This is a genomic window from Rhizobium sp. BK196 (assembly GCF_014193255.1).
In the GTDB taxonomy this organism is placed as follows: Bacteria; Pseudomonadota; Alphaproteobacteria; order Rhizobiales; family Rhizobiaceae; genus Rhizobium.
Window position 1 is genome coordinate 117,760 of sequence record NZ_JACHZB010000005.1, and the last position, 17,991, is coordinate 135,750.

General features: G+C 61.1%; 15 protein-coding genes and 1 pseudogene. 6 read left to right on the forward strand and 10 right to left on the reverse strand.

From position 1 onward, the window contains the following. Positions 1–8: 8 nt before the first annotated feature. Positions 9–809, reverse strand: a complete 801-nt coding sequence (locus tag FHT78_RS17965) for an SDR family NAD(P)-dependent oxidoreductase (RefSeq protein ID WP_183746793.1) — start codon at positions 807–809, stop codon at positions 9–11. A gap of 11 nt (positions 810–820) precedes the next feature. Further along, positions 821–1,990, reverse strand: coding sequence for a zinc-dependent alcohol dehydrogenase (locus FHT78_RS17970; RefSeq protein ID WP_183746796.1), 1,170 nt, complete (start codon positions 1,988–1,990; stop codon positions 821–823). Between the two features lie 160 nt (positions 1,991–2,150). On the opposite strand from FHT78_RS17970, the gene FHT78_RS17975 reads away from it, so the two are divergent. After that, on the forward strand, positions 2,151–2,330 hold the full coding sequence (locus FHT78_RS17975) for a hypothetical protein (protein WP_183746799.1): 180 nt from the start codon (positions 2,151–2,153) through the stop codon (positions 2,328–2,330). 87 nt (positions 2,331–2,417) lie between these two features. Here FHT78_RS17975 and FHT78_RS17980 read toward each other — a convergent pair. Both FHT78_RS17980 and FHT78_RS17985 read right to left on the reverse strand, forming a co-directional pair. Next, positions 2,418–3,031: pseudogene (locus FHT78_RS17980) on the reverse strand (flavodoxin family protein). A 120-nt stretch (positions 3,032–3,151) separates the two neighbouring features. Next, the gene (locus tag FHT78_RS17985) at positions 3,152–3,703 is read right to left on the reverse strand and encodes a hypothetical protein (protein WP_183746801.1); all 552 of its coding nucleotides are present in this window, start codon (positions 3,701–3,703) and stop codon (positions 3,152–3,154) included. A 9-nt stretch (positions 3,704–3,712) separates the two neighbouring features. On the opposite strand from FHT78_RS17985, the gene FHT78_RS17990 reads away from it, so the two are divergent. After that, positions 3,713–3,850 carry a hypothetical protein gene (locus tag FHT78_RS17990; protein ID WP_183746804.1) on the forward strand — a complete coding sequence of 46 codons (138 nt, stop codon included), beginning with the start codon at positions 3,713–3,715 and terminating at the stop codon, positions 3,848–3,850. A gap of 63 nt (positions 3,851–3,913) precedes the next feature. On the opposite strand, the gene FHT78_RS17995 is transcribed toward FHT78_RS17990, so the two are convergent. From FHT78_RS17995 to FHT78_RS18005, 3 genes are all read right to left on the reverse strand, one after another. Then, positions 3,914–4,993, reverse strand: coding sequence for a TIGR01620 family protein (locus FHT78_RS17995; protein WP_183746806.1), 1,080 nt, complete (start codon positions 4,991–4,993; stop codon positions 3,914–3,916). Next, on the reverse strand, positions 4,990–6,465 hold the full coding sequence (locus FHT78_RS18000; protein WP_183746809.1) for a YcjX family protein: 1,476 nt from the start codon (positions 6,463–6,465) through the stop codon (positions 4,990–4,992). Before FHT78_RS18000 ends, FHT78_RS17995 begins: the two co-directional genes overlap by 4 nt. A gap of 86 nt (positions 6,466–6,551) precedes the next feature. Then, complete coding sequence (locus FHT78_RS18005) at positions 6,552–7,046, reverse strand: histidine phosphatase family protein (RefSeq protein WP_183746812.1); 495 nt, start codon at positions 7,044–7,046, stop codon at positions 6,552–6,554. Between the two features lie 277 nt (positions 7,047–7,323). Here FHT78_RS18005 and dksA point away from each other — a divergent pair, with 277 nt between their 5' ends. After that, positions 7,324–7,743, forward strand: coding sequence for an RNA polymerase-binding protein DksA (dksA, locus tag FHT78_RS18010; RefSeq protein ID WP_007826301.1), 420 nt, complete (start codon positions 7,324–7,326; stop codon positions 7,741–7,743). Between the two features lie 126 nt (positions 7,744–7,869). On the opposite strand, the gene FHT78_RS18015 is transcribed toward dksA, so the two are convergent. Further along, positions 7,870–8,961, reverse strand: a complete 1,092-nt coding sequence (locus tag FHT78_RS18015; protein WP_183746815.1) for a flagellar biosynthetic protein FliO — start codon at positions 8,959–8,961, stop codon at positions 7,870–7,872. A gap of 286 nt (positions 8,962–9,247) precedes the next feature. On the opposite strand from FHT78_RS18015, the gene FHT78_RS18020 reads away from it, so the two are divergent. Further along, positions 9,248–11,851 (forward strand): PAS domain-containing sensor histidine kinase, encoded by a 2,604-nt coding sequence (locus tag FHT78_RS18020; protein WP_183746818.1) that lies wholly within the window; start codon positions 9,248–9,250, stop codon positions 11,849–11,851. 78 nt (positions 11,852–11,929) lie between these two features. Here FHT78_RS18020 and FHT78_RS18025 read toward each other — a convergent pair whose 3' ends face one another. Together FHT78_RS18025 and FHT78_RS18030 are read right to left on the reverse strand one after the other, a co-directional pair. Then, complete coding sequence (locus tag FHT78_RS18025) at positions 11,930–12,856, reverse strand: pseudouridine-5'-phosphate glycosidase (RefSeq protein ID WP_183746821.1); 927 nt, start codon at positions 12,854–12,856, stop codon at positions 11,930–11,932. A 30-nt stretch (positions 12,857–12,886) separates the two neighbouring features. Continuing rightward, complete coding sequence (locus FHT78_RS18030; RefSeq protein WP_183746824.1) at positions 12,887–13,831, reverse strand: carbohydrate kinase family protein; 945 nt, start codon at positions 13,829–13,831, stop codon at positions 12,887–12,889. Positions 13,832–14,060: 229 nt separating this feature from the next. On the opposite strand from FHT78_RS18030, the gene recA reads away from it, so the two are divergent. Further along, a complete protein-coding gene (recA, locus tag FHT78_RS18035) occupies positions 14,061–15,149 on the forward strand; it encodes a recombinase RecA (protein WP_183746827.1) in 1,089 nt (362 codons plus the stop codon). Between the two features lie 156 nt (positions 15,150–15,305). Further along, a complete protein-coding gene (gene alaS, locus FHT78_RS18040) occupies positions 15,306–17,960 on the forward strand; it encodes an alanine--tRNA ligase (RefSeq protein WP_183746829.1) in 2,655 nt (884 codons plus the stop codon). The last annotated feature ends 31 nt before the right edge of the window (positions 17,961–17,991 follow it).

Consider the following 17,991-nt stretch of genomic DNA (forward strand, 5'->3'; position numbering starts at 1 on the left):
GGCGGGCCTCACTTTTCACCAGAAGCCGGCTTCGCCATTTTCGCATGCTGGTGGGCAAGCATGCTGGCGGGGGTGACGTTGGCGACCGCGGCTTGCAGCTTGTTCTTCCAGCCGCTGACGACATCGCCTTGCCCATCCAACATAGCGTCGTAGCCGATGCGGGCTACGTCGGCAGGGTCATCTTTTTTCGATTGGCCGATCGACGTATCCAGCAGATCCGCCCGCTTGAAGAATTCTGTTTCGGTTGCACCGGGCATCAGGCAACTCACCGTGACGCCGCTTTCCTTCAGCTCTTCGCGCAGAGCAAAGGAGAAGCTGTTGATGAAGGCTTTCGTAGCGTTGTAGATGGCCTGGTATGAGCCCGGCATGAAACCGGCGATCGAACCGGTAAGAAGGATGCGTCCTTGCCCCCGCGCCCGCATATGATTGCCGATCTGCTGGACCAGATAGATCGTGCCGATAATATTGGTGTCGACAACCTTCCTCGCCTCCGCAAAATCCTGATCGAGAAATCCCTTCCCGAGGCCGCGACCTGCATTCGCCATCAGCAAGTCAACTGACCGGCCATCGGCTTCGACCCGTTCCATTAGCTTATCGACGCCCTGAATAGTGGAAAGATCGGTATCGACAGCCTCGACGGCCACGCCGAATTCCTTGAGATTTGCGGCCGCCTGGACAATGCGCGCTTCATCCGCGGCGATGACGAGGTCATAGCCATCCTGTGCCGCGCATTTGGCAAGTTCATAACCGATGCCGGTGGACGCCCCCGTAACGACGGCGAGGCCCTTGGTCGAAGCAGTATCAGCCATGTCGCTTCTCCTTATGGCTTCAGGACAACCTTGATGCAGCCATCCTGTTTGTCGCGGAAAGTCTTGTAGAGGTCGGGGCCATCCTCCAGGGATGCCCGATGAGTAATGATAAAGGACGGATCGATTTCGCCCTTCTCAATGCGCTCCAACAGCAGCGGCAGGTAGCGTTGCACCGGCGTCTGGGCCATCTTGAAGGTTAGGCCGCGGTTGATCGCCGAGCCCATCGGAATCTTGTCGAGAAAGCCGCCATAGACGCCGACGATGGAAACGGTGCCGAAGTTCCGGCAGCAATGGATAGCCTGGCGAAGGACATGCGGTCGGTCCGTGCCCATAAAGGTGGCGACCTTGATGCGGTCGAGCCTTGAATCCCAACTAGCGGCAGCCTCGGCCTCGGTTCCGACAGCATCGATACACGCATCGGCTCCGCGGCCGTCCGTCAGATCCATAATCTTGTCGTAAATATCCTCATCCATGAAATCGAGGACGACGGCGCCTGAAGCTTCGGCCAACGCCAGCCGCTCCGGCACGGTATCGACAGCGATGACGCGTTCGGCGCCGAGCATGAAGGCAGACTTGATCGCCATCTGGCCGACCGGGCCGCAACCCCAGATGGCGATCGTATCGCCCGGTTGAATATTGCAGAAATCGGCTGCCATATAGCCTGTGGGGAAAATATCGGAGAGAAAGAGGACCTGTTCGTCCGTCAGCCTATCCGGAACCTTGATCGGGCCGATGTCGGCATAGGGCACGCGCAAATATTCTGCCTGTCCGCCGCTGTAGCCGCCGAGCAGATGCGAATAGCCGAACAGGCCGGCCGGCGAGTTTCCCCACAGCTTTCGCACCTTGGACGAGTCGGGATTGCTACGCTCGCATCCCGAGAAGAAGCCGCGTTTGCAGAAGAAACATTCGCCGCAGGAGATGGTGAAAGGCACTACGACACGATCGCCGACCTTGAGTTTGGTATTGTCCTTGCCGACCTCGACAACCTCGCCCATGGTTTCGTGCCCCATGACATCGCCGCTGCGCATTTCAGGCATAACGCCGTCAAAGAGGTGAAGATCGGAGCCGCAGATCGCGCAGGCGGTGACCTTGATGATCGCGTCGCGGCCGTCCTGAATTTTGGGGTCTGGGACGCTTTCGCAGCGGATGTCGTGTTTGCCGTGCCAGGTAAGGGCCTTCATCGCAGTTCTCCGTTTTTGTTTTCGTAGAACTGTGCAGATGCCGAAATGATCCTGTGGAGTTCACGAAATATTAAATGCGGAACGATGTCGCGCTGCCGCGGTTTCCTTATCGAGGCGGCAGCCAGCCGCTCTCGCAAAACAATCCAAAGGAGAATTTATCATGGCAAACCAAGGCGGTTCACACGAACAGCACGTCAAGGCAGGCCAGCAGAGCCACAAGAATACCGGCTCGCAGCAGGCTTCGTCGTCGCGCGATAATCAGTCCGGTTCGGGGACCCGCGGCGGCACGCATGAACAGCATGTGAAGGCCGGTCAGCAGAGTCACAAGAACTCTCATTAAAAATCTGACCAATATGGAAAGAAGAAGCCCGCAGAAGCGGGCTTTTTTCATGTCTTCGTTTCAACCGTAAACCACGTCGCCGGGCAGTTATTGCCTCTCGCCCGGATAATGGTTCTGCTTAAGCAGGTGCGCCAGATGAACCGTGTTGCGGGTGAGCATGTCGACCGCCGTCGTGACCACTTCGGGTATCTCTTGGAGATCGACAAAATTGGTGCTGGCCATGGCTTCGCCCACCCAATAGGCGACGGCATTGGCAGGTATGGTGAAGCCGACATCGTTCAGTGCCTGATAGAGTTCGGCCGAGACGTGATGGGCGCCGTCCTCATTGCCGACGACCGCGACGGCCGCTACGCGGCCATACGAGATCATACGGGCCTGATCGTCCGTTTCTTCAATGAAGGCATCCATGCGCTCCAACGCGCGCTTGGCAATGCTCGAGGGCTGCCCCAGCCAGATCGGTGTGCCGAAGACGAGGATATCAGCATCGAGGATCGTCCTGCGGATATCGGGCCAGGCATCGCCAGGTCCCTCGTCGGAGGTGACGCCGGGCAAGATGTTATGGTCGGCAAGGCGGATCGTCTCCGTATCGACATCCTGTTTGCGCATGGCTTCGCCGATGAGGGCAAGCATACGATCGGTGGAGGAGGCTCGCCGCCGCCGGATTTCAGGGTGGCGTTAAGGGCAACGGCTTTCAGGGGCATGATCGATCTCCGGGTTGTTCGTTCCACACAACCCGGGCCGATGCTCATGGTTCCCCATGCCAAAAAGCAAAAGCGGCGGAAAACCGCCGCTTCAGGAAAACCCGGTCTGCGATAATGACTTTACTCGATCGAACCGACGGCTATTTCATCGACCTGTCGAGTCAGCGTCAGGCCGATCACCGGGATCATCTGGCTTTCGACCTTGACGGAGACCGTAACATTCATGGTCTTGTCGTCGCGCACGCGGGCAATCATCGCGCCGTTCAGCTTGGCGCGGTTGATGCCGACCACGACGGTATCGTTGGTAACGGCGCCAGAAACGACATCGAGGCCTTTACCTTCGGCGCCGTCGAGGAACTTGCCCTTGTAGGTGGAGCCGGACTGCGAGATGACGGCGCTCATCGGCTGCTTGAAGACGCCGACGCGGCAGGTGCCGTCGAGCTTGATGCCGGCGGCGGAATCATCGGCCGGCGAGCCGACGAGATTACAGGTGAATTTGGTGCCCTTGTACTTGCCGGCGACGATTTCGCCAGGCCCCTTCCAGGTGCCGGCGACGGATTCGAAGAAGGCCTTGTCGCGGGTTGCAGCAGTAGCTTGAGGAGCGACGTCTGCGACCGGAGACAATGCCGCGGCGGCCAGGCCGCATACAAACAGAAACTTGCGCGAATACATGGATTTTCCTTGGCAAACACCACTCTGGAACTGGCAGGCAGTTTTGCCGGAGAATGGTTAACCCTTTCTTTCCGAGACGCCGAAATGCGCGGAAATGCAGGGCTTCCGCAAGGCAAGACTTTTGAAGAGGTGGATGTAGCACATTGAATTCGCTCGGATTTTCCGCAGCTTGAATAAGAAGGCATGCATGTGTCTAAATCCGGCGATTTATTAAGGATTGCCATTGCGCGCAGTCATCGACGGCGTCAGGTCACCGATGAAATCGCCGATTCCCGGCCGTTTCAGCGCCCGGAAGGTCAGCGGACGGCAGAGATCCATGGCGGCAATGCCGATCCGCGCCGTCATCAGTCCGTTGATGACGCCTTCGCCGAATCGAGCCGAAAGCTTGGAAGCGAGCCCATGGCCGAGCACCTGCTGCACGAGGCTGTCACCGATGGCAATCGAGCCGGTCACCGCAAGGTGGGCGAGCACGTCACGCATCAATCTCAGCATGCCGAGCGTGCCGGGACGGCCGCCATACAGTTCGGCCATGGCGCGGATCAGGCGGGCAGCCTCATAGAGGACATAGAGCAGGTCGACGATGGCGCGCGGGCTGACGGCCGTGACGATCGAGACACGCTTGGACGAATTGACGATCAGCGCGCGTGCCCGACGATCCAGCGGTGCCAGCAATTCGCGCTCAGCAAGCGCAATCAGATGCTGAGCGTCGATGATCTCGCCTTCGGTTTCCTTCAACGTGGCGCGGCCCTTGGCGGTCTCCGGCTTGTTTCCGAGCAGACCTGTCAGGCGAGCGACGACTGCGCGAGCCTTGGCGGGGCGGGTTTCCAGGACCGCGGCATCGGCCTCAGCCTTGATTGTCTGCACCGCGGCAAGCCGCATCATGCCTGCCGTCTCCCTGATGACGATGGCAATGACGGCGAGGATGCCGATCGCGAGAACGGCAAGCGCGGCATAACCCAGCCAGTCGGCGCGGCTGAACAGATCGCGGATCAGCCGGTCGGTCCAGAGGCCGAAAGCGAGCGAGAGGAGAATACCGAAAGCGCCGGCGGCGATGCTGGCAAAGGAGGTACGGCGCTTGTGCGGAGTGGCGACAGGTACCGGGCTCAGATCCTGTTCCGGATTAAGGAACGGATCTTCGTCATCCGGCGTCAGCACCACCTCACCGGAAAAGCTTGCGGGCTTGCGACGTTCTGTGCGCGGGGCTTCGGGCGCCGAATTCTCTTCCACATAGGTGAAGGCGGCAGGTGCGCGGCGCGGCTGATTGGGTTCATCGATTGGCGGCTTGCTCATGCGAGTCGGTCTCCGAACAGGAACTGCATGGCACGGTCGAGGCGGATATGCGGCACGGAGAGTTTGATGCCGCCGCCGGTTTCCTCGAGCTGCGGCGGGCGGAAGCGCACGACATTGACATCGGGCAACTCGACCGAGGCGTCGCCTGCTTCGATGAGCTCGAACAGGGATTTGGGATTTTCCGGCAGATCGCCGGGGAAGATTGCCGTCTTGCGCTCCCCGTCGAAGATTTCGCCGGCGATTTTTTCACCGGCCATGGGCGTTCCGACGATGACGGGCAGGTCGTGGCCGTCGCGGCGCACCGTGGCTTCCCGCGTGGCGCGTACGGAGGCGAGCGCCATGACATCGATGCCGGCGCCGGCCATGCCGATGCGCTCGATGGCGCGATCGACGAGGCGGCGCGTCAGGCGATCCAGCCTGTCGTGGCTTTCGTGGTGCAAATGGTCCGCCTTGGTGGCGGCCACCAGCACGCGGTCGATGCGCCGGCCGAGCAGCGAGGAGAGGATGGAATTGCTGCCGGGGCGGAAGCAGGCGAGCACATCCGTCAGCGCTCGCTCCAGATCCTGCACGGCTTCGGGACCGCGGTTCATGGCCTGTAATGCATCAACCAGCACGATCTGCCGGTCAAGCCTCGCGAAATGCTCCCGGAAGAAGGGTTTGACGACGACGGACTTATAGGCCTCGTAGCGGCGATCCATCATCGCCCAAAGCGAGCCGCGCTCGGGCCTTCCATCCGGGGGTAGGGCAAGCGGCGCGAAAGTCAGCGCGGGCGACCCTTCGAGATCGCCGGGCAGCAGGAAGCGGCCGGGCGGAAGCGTGGAAAGCGAGCGTTCGTCGGCTTTGCAGGCCTTCAGATAGTCGGCAAAGCTGGTAGAGAGATCGCGGGCGACCATTTCGTCGGCGGAAGCGGTGATATCTGTCGCTTTCGTCATCGCAAGCCAGGCGCCCGACAGCTCGGAGCGGATGCCGGTTGCGGCAAGAGCAATGGTTTCCTCGCTGAAGGTTCGGAAATCTTTGCCGAGCAGCGGCAGGTCGAGCAGCCATTCGCCGGGATAATCGACGATATCAATCGACAGGCGGCCGGGTGAGAACATGCGCGTCCAGGAGCTGGCGCTCTGATAGTCGAGCGTGATGCGCAGCTCGGAGATCGCCCGGGTGGAATCCGGCCAGATCCGCTCCTTCACCAGCGCTCGGATATGATCTTCATACTGGAAGCGCGGCACGGCGTCATCAGGCTGCGGCTCCAGGCGCACAGCCGAAACGCGGCCGGACCGCACGGCCTCGAAGAGCGGCAGGCGGCCCCCATGCAGAAGATTGTGGACCAGAGAAGAAATGAAGACCGTCTTGCCGGAGCGGGAAAGGCCGGTGACGCCGAGCCGGATCGTCGGATTGACGAGACCGCTGGCGCGGTCTGCAAGATTGTCCAGCGCGATCAGCGCATCGTCAGCAAAGGATGTCAGGCGTGGCGGCAAATCGGAATCCCTGATGGCACTGTCCGCAATATAGGCCCAACATATAGGAAACCGCCGTTGCCTGAAAAAGAAGCGGCGGAAAAGCTCTAATCGATGACGAAATCGATGAGACGCCAAGTTAAAGCGGAAGCATCATAATCGATGACCGCAAGACCCGATGTCGGGAAACCTGACGGCAGAGAGTAGGCCATTGCTTCATGGCCGATCAGTGCCTGCAGGGCCTGTTCCATAGTCGGATTATGGCCGACGAGCATGACGGTGCCAACGTCCTGCGCGTCGATGATTTCGAGATAAGTATCGACCGAGGCGTTGTAGAGCGTGTCGACGAAGCGCATGTCGAGCGTTTCGCCCATGGCCCGATGCATGGCTTCGGCGGTGTCACGGCAGCGAATCGCGGTGGAACTGATCAGGACATCAGGACGGTAACCCTTGTCGGCGGCGCGGTCGGCGACGATCTCGGCATCGCCGTAACCCTTCTGGTTCAGTGGGCGGTCGAAATCGCGCTGTCCCGGCTCGGCCCAGGCGGCTTCGGCATGACGCAGCAGGTAGATCCGGTGGGGTGGAGGCAGGAGGGCGGCCATGGGCAAATCCAGCTTCGAACGGAGCCTTTTCAGTAGCGGTTGCAGTCCGGCAACGTCAACCGCCCACAGGCTTCCAAGGTCGCAAAAGCGAAGCTCAAACACCGCGTTTTGAAAGCGAAGCAAAAATCGCTATTCGGAATAACGATGCGAAAATAGTCTGTTAGCTTAAATTTATGACAGATTTAAAAATCTGTTTGCCTGTCTTATTTGGCTTGAATCGCGGATAGCCCTTGGGATATACACCCGGCCAGATGAGATGTTCTTCAGGAGAATCGCGTTGAGTGAGAAGATCGATCTTAGCAATTATGTACCCTCGGAAGACGAGGAGTTCATGAATACGAACCAGCGCGCTTACTTCAGAGCCAAGCTGGTTGCCTGGAAAAACGATATCCTTAGAGAAGCGCGCGAAACACTCGACCATCTGGCTGAGGAAAGCGCAAACCACCCCGATCTCGCAGACCGTGCATCCTCTGAAACCGACCGGGCGATCGAACTTCGCGCCCGCGACCGACAGAGAAAGCTGATCTCCAAGATCGACGCAGCCCTGCAGCGTATTGAAGATGGCACTTACGGCTACTGCGAGGAAACCGGCGAACCAATCGGCCTGAAACGCCTCGACGCCCGCCCGATCGCCACGCTGTCGATCGAAGCGCAGGAACGCCACGAGCGCCGCGAAAAGGTTTACCGGGACGAATAATCGCTCCCGGAATAATCACTTCCCAGATGGAAATGAAAAGGCACCCCGAGACGATCGCGGTGCCTTTTTGTTTTGGCGGTTCTTGCTCCGGATCATACGACCCCAGCTTTTACTTGTCCCGCCCGCTCACTTGTCACGATTGACGCTCATTTCGCCGAAGATGCGGGCAACTTCCTTCTGAAGGGCGGCATCCGCACCTGTGATCGGCGCCATTTCGGGATCACGGCGCGGCATTGAGCCAGACTGATGGGAGCCGGACTGAGGGGAGCCGGACTGCGAAGAACCGGGCTGCGAGGCAGGGCGAGCCTGCTGGGTATTGGGTGAGGGAACCACGCGCTCGGCGGCAGGATTGGCTGAAATTTCTTCATCGAGGATGCGCTGGAAATCGCGGCGAATGTCGGCTGACTGCAAACCGCCGTCTTCCGTTGCGACACGGGGGACGTGCGAAACGGCGGAAACGCTCTGGGCCGGTGCGGATACCTGCGGTTCGATGCGCTGCTGCGGCAGCACGCGCTGACGGGCTGCATCGAGAATATCGGCGGCGTTGGCCGCGTCCTGCACGGGGGCGGGGCGTTCGGGCTGCCACGGCTGAATCGGCACCGGGCGCTGTGGATCGCCACGTTCGGCCGTGAGCGTCGGAATCGGGTTCGGCTGGACGGGTGCCTGCTGAGCGAACGTCTGCTGCTGGCTGGCCATCGGCGGGGCGACGGCCGGAGTGACCGGCACTTCGGTCCGATGACGGACGGGCTCGGCCGGTGGCGCGATGACCGGAGCGGGCTCCGGCCTGTGGGTTTCGAAATCGGATTCACCGGTTCTGGCCACAGGCGGTGCGACCGGTTTTGGCCGTGGTTGCGGGGCAGGCGGCGGCTGGATGAGCGCGCGTTCTTCGGCCTGCAGCGGACGGAACTCGCCTGCCATTTCCGTCTCCTGCTCCGGCAGAATGCGGCTTTCGATGACGATGTCGGTCGGACCGCCGATCATGACGAGGTGTTCGACATTGTCGCGGCGCACGAGCACGAGACGGCGACGGGCATCGACGGCTGCTGCATCGAGCACCTGAAGGCGCGGCTGGCGGTTGCGCCCGCCGCGAACGAAGGGCGAGGGCGCACGGTTGCGCAGGAACCAGAGAATGGCGATGAGCAGGATGAGCGCAATACCAACGCCGCCGGCGGCAAGCAGGAAGCGGCTACCGTAAGCTCCTACAACATCATCGAACATAGGCACGCACTCCATTTCGCATTATGGCACAAGAGACGACTTTTCCGTTTCTTAGGCAAGAGCCGCCGGCTCTGTCCAGGCACCAACGAAGGCCTTTTCGTGTCATGCAACTTATTTGGCCGGGCGAGCTTAGAGGCAAACTGGCGCGTTTGCCTGTGAATTCAAGCAGTCTGACGAAAGCTGGTGTTTTTGCGGGCGCAGCAAGTTGATAAGAAGGAAAGACTGCCTGATTCCTGTTTCGTAGCGGCATTGCGAGCGCGGCAGGAAGGGCTTATGCGAGGAATAGATGACGAAATCGCGTCAGGTCGACGACTATAACGCACCGCTCGTGGATCATGGGGGGCGTTCCGGCACGGCGATACGCATCATTCTGCTGGCGATCGTTCTGATCGCGGCGGCGGCAGGCTTCGTCTTCTTCAAGGATTCCCTCGGCAACGAGCTGGTCCTCGGCTGTCTCGGCGTTCTCGCCATGGTCGGCATCTTCTTCCTCGTCTCCTCGGTCATCGGTTTCATCGAGGTCATGCCGCAGCGCCAGTCAGACAGTCTGGCGCGTGCTTTTCTCAACAGCCATCCCGACGGAACGCTGATAACAGACGAGAAGGGCCGCATCGTTTATGCCAATGCCGCCTATGGCGCATTGACCGGCGCACGCAAGGCAACTGAAGTGCAGACACTCGAGACGCTGCTGTCGCGCCACCGGGAATCGAACGAGGCGCTCTATCGGCTGGTGAACGGCCTGCGCGAGGGCCGGGAAGGCCGCGAGGAATTCCGCCTCCTACGTGCCGTCGGGCCTGGAAGCAGCGCCGGCGCCCACTGGTATCGCCTGAAGGCGCGGCAGCTGACACCCGAAGAAGGCGGCAACAAGCCGCTGCAGATCTGGCAGATCACCGACATCACCGCCGAGCGCGAGGACCAGGAACGCTTCTTCAAAGAGCTGCAGAACGCCATCGATTATCTTGACCATGCTCCGGCCGGTTTCTTCTCAGCCGGACGCAAGGGTGAGATTTTCTACCTGAACGCAACGCTAGCAGAATGGCTGGGTCTCGACCTCACCAAATTCATGCCGGGCTCGATGACTATCGGAGATCTCGTCGCGGGCGAGGGGTTGGCGCTGATCCAGTCGGTACAGGCCGAGCCGGGTCTGAAGAAGACCGTCACACTCGAGCTTGACCTGCGCAAATCAAACGGCCAGAGCCTGCCGGTCCAGATCATCCACCGCGTCACCTCCATGCGTGACGGGGCGCCGGGCGAGAGCCGGACGATCGTGCTGACGCGCGACAAGGACGGCGAGAACGGCCAGTCGGCTTCGGCGGCCGCCATGCGCTTTACCCGCTTCTTCAATAATACGCCGATGGCGATTGCCTCCGTCGACGGCAATGGCAAGATCCTGCGCACCAATGCACCGTTCCTGAAACTCTTTTCCAATATCGTCTCGCGTGACGATCTGGAGCGCGGCGCGCTTCTGGAAACGATCGTGCAGGAGAGCGACCGGCCACAGATTGCCGCAGCGCTGGCCGCCGCAAAGGACCGACAAGGCGATATCGCGCCGATCGATTCCCGCACGCCGACCGACGAGGCGCGGTTCTTCCGCTTCTATGTGAATGCCGTCATCGATCAGTCCGACGAGGCGCCGGAAGAGGCTGCCATCGTCTATGCGGTCGAAGTGACCGAGCAGAAGGCGCTCGAAGCGCAGATGGCGCAGACACAGAAGATGAATGCGGTCGGCACGCTTGCCGGGGGCATCGCTCATGATTTCAACAATGTGCTGACGGCGATCCTGCTCTCTTCCGACCATCTGCTCCTGCAGGCGCGACCTGCCGATGCAAGCTTCGCCGATCTGATAGAGATCAAGCGCAACGCCAATCGCGCGGCAGTGCTTGTGCGCCAGCTTCTCGCCTTCTCGCGCAAGCAGACGATGAGGCCGACGGTGATGAACCTGACCGATGTCGTCGGCGATCTGCGCATGCTCGTCGACCGGCTGATTTCGGGTACCAACGTCAAACTCGACGTCGAATACGGTCGCGATCTCTGGCCTGTTAAAACCGATCTTTCGCAATTCGAGCAGGTGCTGATCAATCTCTGCGTCAATGCGCGCGACGCCATGCCCCAGGGCGGCACGCTGACGCTGCGAACGCGTAACTTGCCGGCCGCCGAAGTCGCCGCCTTCAACTACTCCTACATGCCGCATGAGGACATGGTGCTGGTGGAAGTGACCGATACCGGCACCGGTATTGCGCCCGAGATCATGGACAAGATCTTCGAGCCTTTCTTCACGACGAAAGAAGTGGGCAAGGGTACCGGTCTCGGCCTCGCCATGGTCTACGGCATCGTCAAGCAATCCGGTGGTTATATCCAGCCGGAATCGGAAGTCGGCAAGGGCACGACCTTCCGCATCTTCCTGCCGCGCCATATCGTCGAACCGGCGGTGGCTGCCGAAGCGGAAGCCGCCGATCAGGCCGTTGCGGCCGGCGGTGCGCAGATTGTGGAACTCGTCCAGCCGAAGCAGCCGGAAGACCTGACAGGCTCAGCCGTCATCCTGCTCGTCGAGGACGAAGAAGCGGTGCGGCGAGGCGGCAAGCGCATGCTGGAGACGCGCGGCTATACGGTCCATGAGGCGGGCTCTGGCGTCGAGGCCCTCGAGATCATGGAAGAGCTGGAAGGCAAGGTGGACATCGTCGTCTCCGACGTGGTGATGCCTGAAATGGACGGGCCGTCTTTGCTGCGCGAGTTGCGCAAGAACTATCCGGACCTGAAGTTCATTTTCGTGTCAGGCTATGCCGAGGACGCATTCGCCCGCAACCTGCCGCCGGAAGCGAAGTTCGGCTTCCTGCCGAAGCCGTTCTCGCTGAAGCAGCTGGCTGTGGTGGTGAAAGAGACGCTGGATAGTTGATATGATTAATGGGCGCTGTGCGCCCCTTAAGCCATTCCGCGATGGATCTCGTTGGCGGTGCCGGCGCCAGATGTTGGCTTACTCGCCAAGCGCCACGGCAATCTCCGCTGCAAGCCGCGCGTTGTTCTCCACAAGCGCAATATTCGTCTTCAGGCTTTGGCCATCCGTAAGATCGAAGATCGTGCTCAGCAGGTAAGGTGTTACCGCCTTGCCGGTAACTTCATCGCGCTCGGCGCTGTCGAGGGCGCGTTCGATATAGATTTCCATTTCCTCGCGAGCGATCTCGTCGGCTTCCGGCACCGGGTTGGCAATCAGCATGCCGCCATCGATGCCGAGCTGTTCGCGCGTCGTCTGGAAGTTGGCGATCGCGGCTGGGCTGTTCAGCGTCAGCGGGCTGCGGATACCCGAGGAGCGCGACCAGAACGCCGGGAATTCATCGCTTTCATAGGTGACGACGGGCACACCGCGGGTTTCCAGCACTTCCAGCGTTTTCGGAATATCGAGGATCGCCTTGGCGCCGGCGCAGACCACGATGACGCCGGTGCGGGCCAGTTCTTCCAGATCGGCGGAGATATCGAAAGTTTCTTCGGCGCCGCGATGCACGCCGCCGATGCCGCCGGTCGCGAAGACCTTGATGCCGGCGCGAGCTGCCGCGATCATCGTGGCGGCAACGGTCGTCGCGCCGGTGCGACGCTCGGCGATCGCGAAGGCGAGATCGGCGCGCGACACCTTCAAGACATCCGTCGCCCGGGCGAGCTGCTCAAGCTCAGCGGCTTCGAGGCCGACATGCAGAGTGCCGTGGATGACGGCGATGGTGGCGGGAACCGCCCCCTGATCGCGAATGATCGATTCGACGCTGCGCGCCATCTCGATATTACCGGGATAGGGCATGCCGTGGGTGATGATGGTCGATTCGAGCGCCACGATCGGGGCGCCGCGCTGCTTGGCGGCGGCCACTTCCTTGGAATAGGAGATCGGCAGGAGGGGCGAGATAGGTTTGGTCATGGTCCGTATCCGTTTATCGATGTTGCCGCTTCATTGCAGAATTCTCGCCGCCGGGACAAGCGAAAGCATGTCGCGAAGAAGGTCCGACGCGAGATTTTCGTTCACCGCATGCCGCGACTGGACGGTGAGGGCTGCTGCCGCCGCGCCATGGCGGACCGCTTCTTCGAGCGGATGGCCGTGCATCAAAGCAGACAGTGTGCCCGCCGCAAGCGAATCTCCCGCACCGGTGACATCGGCCACCTCATCAGAGATCGGCGGCTGCAGGAGAAGTGCGCGACCGTTCTTGAAGGCGACAAGCTCGCGCTGGCCGCGGGTGACGACCGCGCCGCTAACGCCGATGTCACCGAGCAGCGACGGCCACCCGGCAGCATTGTCCGGCCGCTTGCCAGTGAGGGCTGCAGCCTCGGCCTCATTCATGAAGAGATAGTCGATACCTTCCAGGCAGGGCAGGAGGCGCACCACCTTGGCCGGTGAAATGGCGATTGCCGCCACCGGCTTGCCGAGCGCCTTGGCCCTTGCGACGATCGCAGCTGCCGTGTCCTCGGGCAGGTTGGCGTCGAAGAGGATGAAATCGGTGGCAGCGAAGGCATCGCGCACCCAGCGGATCGACAGCCGCCGCGGCACGAAGAAGCGGTAAAGCTCCATATCCGCCAACGCGATGACGAGATTGCCGTCCTTCTCAATGATCGCCGTATAGCTCGGCGTCTTGCGGTCGAGGAAGACGAAGGGGCGGTCGTTAATTCCGGCAATATCGGCCGCCTCGCTCACCATCTCGCCGATCGGATCGCCGCCACGCGGCGAAATCATCGTCACCTCGAAGCCGAGCCGGGCGAGATTGCGCGCCGCATTAAAGCCGCCGCCGCCCGGTTCTTCGAACCAGGTTCCGGGGTTGCTGGCGCCCGGCGCCGTCTCGCCGGCAATGCGGCCGCGGCGATCGATATGGGCACCGCCGAGAACAAGAATCTTGCCGCTCATTTCTGCACCCCCGAAGCGAATCGAATGGAGGCCAAAGCGGCCTCGTTAATCGCGCAGAGCAGACTAAGCCGTTGCTTTACATCGATAAGACAAAAATAGAACACGGGCCGTTTTACCTTTTTCTTTCAATTATTTGCAACCCCATTGCGAAATAAGAACAAATGGGGTACAAACTTCGCATCAGCGGCGACATTGCTAGAGCAGCGTCAATAACCTAAAGGTGGATCGAATGTCTCAGAATTCATTGCGGCTCGTAGAGGACAAATCGGTGGACAAAAGCAAGGCGCTCGAAGCGGCACTCTCACAGATCGAGCGGTCGTTCGGCAAGGGCTCGATCATGAAACTCGGCTCGAACGAGGGCATCGTCGAGATCGAAACGGTTTCCACAGGGTCGCTCAGCCTCGACATCGCGCTCGGCATCGGCGGTCTGCCGAAGGGCCGTATCATCGAAATCTATGGTCCGGAAAGCTCCGGTAAGACGACGCTCGCTCTGCAGACCATTGCCGAAGCACAGAAGAAGGGCGGCATTTGCGCCTTCGTCGATGCCGAACATGCACTCGACCCCGTCTATGCCCGCAAGCTCGGCGTCGACCTGCAGAACCTCCTGATCTCCCAGCCGGACACCGGCGAGCAGGCGCTCGAAATTACCGATACACTGGTGCGCTCCGGCGCCATCGACGTCCTCGTCGTCGACTCGGTCGCCGCGCTGACGCCGCGCGCCGAAATCGAGGGCGAAATGGGCGACAGCCTGCCAGGCCTGCAGGCCCGTCTGATGAGCCAGGCGCTGCGCAAGCTGACGGCTTCGATCTCCAAGTCGAACTGCATGGTGATCTTCATCAACCAGATCCGCATGAAGATCGGCGTCATGTTCGGCTCGCCGGAAACGACAACGGGCGGTAATGCTCTGAAGTTCTACGCCTCCGTCCGCCTCGACATCCGCCGCATCGGCCAGGTCAAGGAGCGCGAAGAGGTGATCGGCAACCAGACGCGCGTCAAGGTCGTCAAGAACAAGATGGCGCCTCCCTTCAAGCAGGTCGAATTCGACATCATGTATGGCGAAGGTGTTTCCAAGACCGGTGAACTCATCGACCTCGGCGTCAAGGCCGGCATCGTCGAAAAGTCTGGTGCCTGGTTCTCCTATAACAGCCAGCGCCTCGGCCAGGGCCGCGAGAATGCCAAGATATTCCTGCGCGACAATCCGGATCTCGCCCGCGAGATCGAGACGGGTCTACGCCAGAACGCCGGCCTCATCGCCGACCGCTTCCTGCAGAATGGCGGCCCTGATGCCGGTGATGACGCGGGTGATGGCGATATGTAATTTTCGCCTCTACCGTTGAAGCAGATTTCCTGCCGGCCGCATTCCCTCACGAGAATGCGGCCGGTTTTGTTTGTTCGCTGGACAGTGGCTAGGTCGAACGATAAAAGCCGATGGATTTAATTTTACCTGCCTGCAGGCAGCATCGAAGGGCATGAAATGAGCGGTGTAAACGATATCCGGTCGACCTTCCTCGACTACTTCAAGAAGAACGGCCACGAGATCGTTCCATCGAGCCCGCTCGTGCCGCGCAATGACCCGACGCTGATGTTCACCAATGCCGGCATGGTGCAGTTCAAGAATGTCTTCACCGGTCTCGAAAAGCGTCCCTATTCGACGGCGACCACCTCGCAGAAATGCGTACGCGCAGGCGGCAAGCACAACGACCTCGACAATGTCGGCTATACTGCACGCCACCTGACCTTCTTCGAAATGCTCGGCAACTTCTCCTTCGGCGATTATTTCAAGGAGAATGCGATCGAGCTTGCCTGGAAGCTCGTCACCGAAGGTTTCGACCTGCCGAAGAGCCGGCTGCTGGTAACCGTCTATTCCGAGGACGAGGAGGCCGCGACTCTCTGGAAGAAGATTGCCGGCTTTTCCGACGACAAGATCATCCGCATCCCAACCTCTGACAATTTCTGGCAGATGGGCGATACCGGCCCCTGCGGTCCGTGTTCGGAAATTTTCATCGATCAGGGCGAGAATGTCTGGGGCGGCCCTCCCGGCTCGCCGGAAGAGGATGGCGACCGGTTCCTCGAATTTTGGAACCTCGTCTTCATGCAGTTCGAACAGACCGAGCCAGGCGTGCGAAACCCGCTGCCGCGCCCGTCGATCGATACCGGCATGGGCCTGGAACGCATGGCCTGCATCCTGCAGGGCGTCCAGAGCGTCTTCGACACCGATCTCTTCCGCACGTTGATCGGGGCCATCGAGGACACAATGGGCGTCAAGGCGGAGGGCAGTGCCAGCCACCGCGTCATCGCCGACCATCTGCGCTCCTCGGCCTTCCTGATCGCCGACGGCGTGCTGCCGTCGAATGAAGGTCGCGGCTACGTGCTGCGCCGTATCATGCGCCGCGCCATGCGCCACGCCCAGTTGCTCGGCGCCAGGGAACCGCTGATGTACAAGCTGCTGCCGACGCTGGTGCAGGAGATGGGCCGCGCCTATCCGGAACTGGTGCGCGCCGAGGCGCTGATCTCCGAGACGCTGAAACTCGAGGAAAACCGCTTCCGCAAGACGCTGGAGCGCGGCCTGTCGCTTTTGTCAGACGCGACCACCGACCTTTCCAAGGGCGACATGCTGGATGGAGAGACCGCCTTCAAGCTCTACGACACCTACGGCTTCCCGCTCGACCTTACTCAGGATGCGCTGCGCGCCCGCGAAATCGGTGTCGATATTTCGGGTTTCACCGATGCGATGGAGCGCCAGAAGGCCGAAGCACGTTCGCACTGGGCCGGCTCCGGCGAGAAAGCGACGGAAACCGTCTGGTTCGAGCTCAAGGAGAAGCACGGCGCGACCGAATTTCTGGGCTACGACACCGAAACGGCTGAAGGCGTCGTCCAGGCTGTTGTCAAGGACAACGCCGTTGTCGACCAAGCCAAGGCCGGCGACAAGGTGCAGATCGTCGTCAACCAGACACCATTCTACGGTGAATCCGGCGGTCAGATGGGCGATACCGGCGTGATCTCGTCCGACCACGGCAAGATCGAGATTTCAGATACTCAGAAGAGGGGCGAGGGCCTGTTCGTGCATCTGGGTACGGTCGTTGAAGGTGTGATCAAGGCCGGTGATGCGGTCGTGCTGACGGTCGATCATGCGCGCCGCTCGCGCCTGCGCGCCAACCACTCGGCCACCCACCTGCTGCATGAGGCGCTGCGCGAAGTACTCGGCACCCATGTGGCCCAGAAGGGCTCGCTGGTCGCACCCGAGCGCCTGCGCTTCGACGTTTCGCATCCGAAGCCGATGACGGCTGACGAGCTCAAGGTCGTCGAGGAGATGGCCAACGAGATCGTGCTGCAGAACGCGCCTGTCACGACCCGCCTAATGAGCGTCGACGACGCCATCGCGGAAGGCGCCATGGCGCTCTTCGGCGAGAAGTACGGCGATGAAGTGCGTGTCGTCTCGATGGGTACGGGCCTGCATGGTGCGAAGAGCAACAAGCCATATTCGGTCGAGCTCTGTGGCGGCACCCATGTATCGGCGACCGGCCAGATCGGCCTCATTCGCATCCTCGGCGAGAGCGCCGTCGGTGCCGGCGTTCGCCGTCTCGAAGCCGTCACCGGTGAATCTGCGCGCGAATATCTCGCCGAACAGGACGATCGCGTGAAGACACTCGCTGCCTCGCTGAAGGTTCAGCCGTCGGAAGTGCTCTCGCGCGTCGAGGCGCTGATGGACGAGCGCCGCAAGCTCGAAAAGGAACTGGCGGACGCCAAGCGCAAGCTCGCCATGGGCGGCGGGCAGGGCGGTTCTGCCGATGCCGTGCGCGACGTCGCCGGCGTCAAGTTCCTCGGCAAAGCCGTGGCCGGCGTCGACCCGAAGGACCTCAAGGGGCTTGCCGATGACGGCAAGGCCAGCATCGGCTCCGGCGTCGTGACGCTGATCGGCGTATCCGATGATGGCAAGGCAAGTGCTGTCGTGGCCGTTACGCCCGATCTCATCAGCCGCTTCAGCGCTGTCGATCTGGTGCGCGTCGCCTCCGCAGCGCTCGGCGGCAAGGGCGGCGGCGGCCGTCCCGACATGGCGCAGGCCGGCGGCCCTGATGGATCCAGGGCCGACGAGGCGCTCGAGGCAGTTGCAGCGGCACTTGCAGGCTGAGCTTCTGATACGGATCGATTGCAAAGGCGGG

Coding starts and splice junctions, on each gene's coding strand:
- FHT78_RS17975 (WP_183746799.1), top strand. CDS start 2,151: ATGGCAAACCAAGGCGGTTCACACGAACAGCACGTCAAGGCAGGCCAG.
- FHT78_RS18025 (WP_183746821.1), bottom strand. CDS start 12,856: ATGACCAAACCTATCTCGCCCCTCCTGCCGATCTCCTATTCCAAGGAA.
- FHT78_RS17985 (WP_183746801.1), bottom strand. CDS start 3,703: ATGTATTCGCGCAAGTTTCTGTTTGTATGCGGCCTGGCCGCCGCGGCA.
- FHT78_RS17965 (WP_183746793.1), bottom strand. CDS start 809: ATGGCTGATACTGCTTCGACCAAGGGCCTCGCCGTCGTTACGGGGGCG.
- FHT78_RS17970 (WP_183746796.1), bottom strand. CDS start 1,990: ATGAAGGCCCTTACCTGGCACGGCAAACACGACATCCGCTGCGAAAGC.
- FHT78_RS18005 (WP_183746812.1), bottom strand. CDS start 7,046: ATGGCCGCCCTCCTGCCTCCACCCCACCGGATCTACCTGCTGCGTCAT.
- alaS (WP_183746829.1), top strand. CDS start 15,306: ATGAGCGGTGTAAACGATATCCGGTCGACCTTCCTCGACTACTTCAAG.
- recA (WP_183746827.1), top strand. CDS start 14,061: ATGTCTCAGAATTCATTGCGGCTCGTAGAGGACAAATCGGTGGACAAA.
- FHT78_RS17995 (WP_183746806.1), bottom strand. CDS start 4,993: ATGAGCAAGCCGCCAATCGATGAACCCAATCAGCCGCGCCGCGCACCT.
- FHT78_RS18015 (WP_183746815.1), bottom strand. CDS start 8,961: ATGTTCGATGATGTTGTAGGAGCTTACGGTAGCCGCTTCCTGCTTGCC.
- FHT78_RS18030 (WP_183746824.1), bottom strand. CDS start 13,831: ATGAGCGGCAAGATTCTTGTTCTCGGCGGTGCCCATATCGATCGCCGC.
- FHT78_RS18020 (WP_183746818.1), top strand. CDS start 9,248: ATGACGAAATCGCGTCAGGTCGACGACTATAACGCACCGCTCGTGGAT.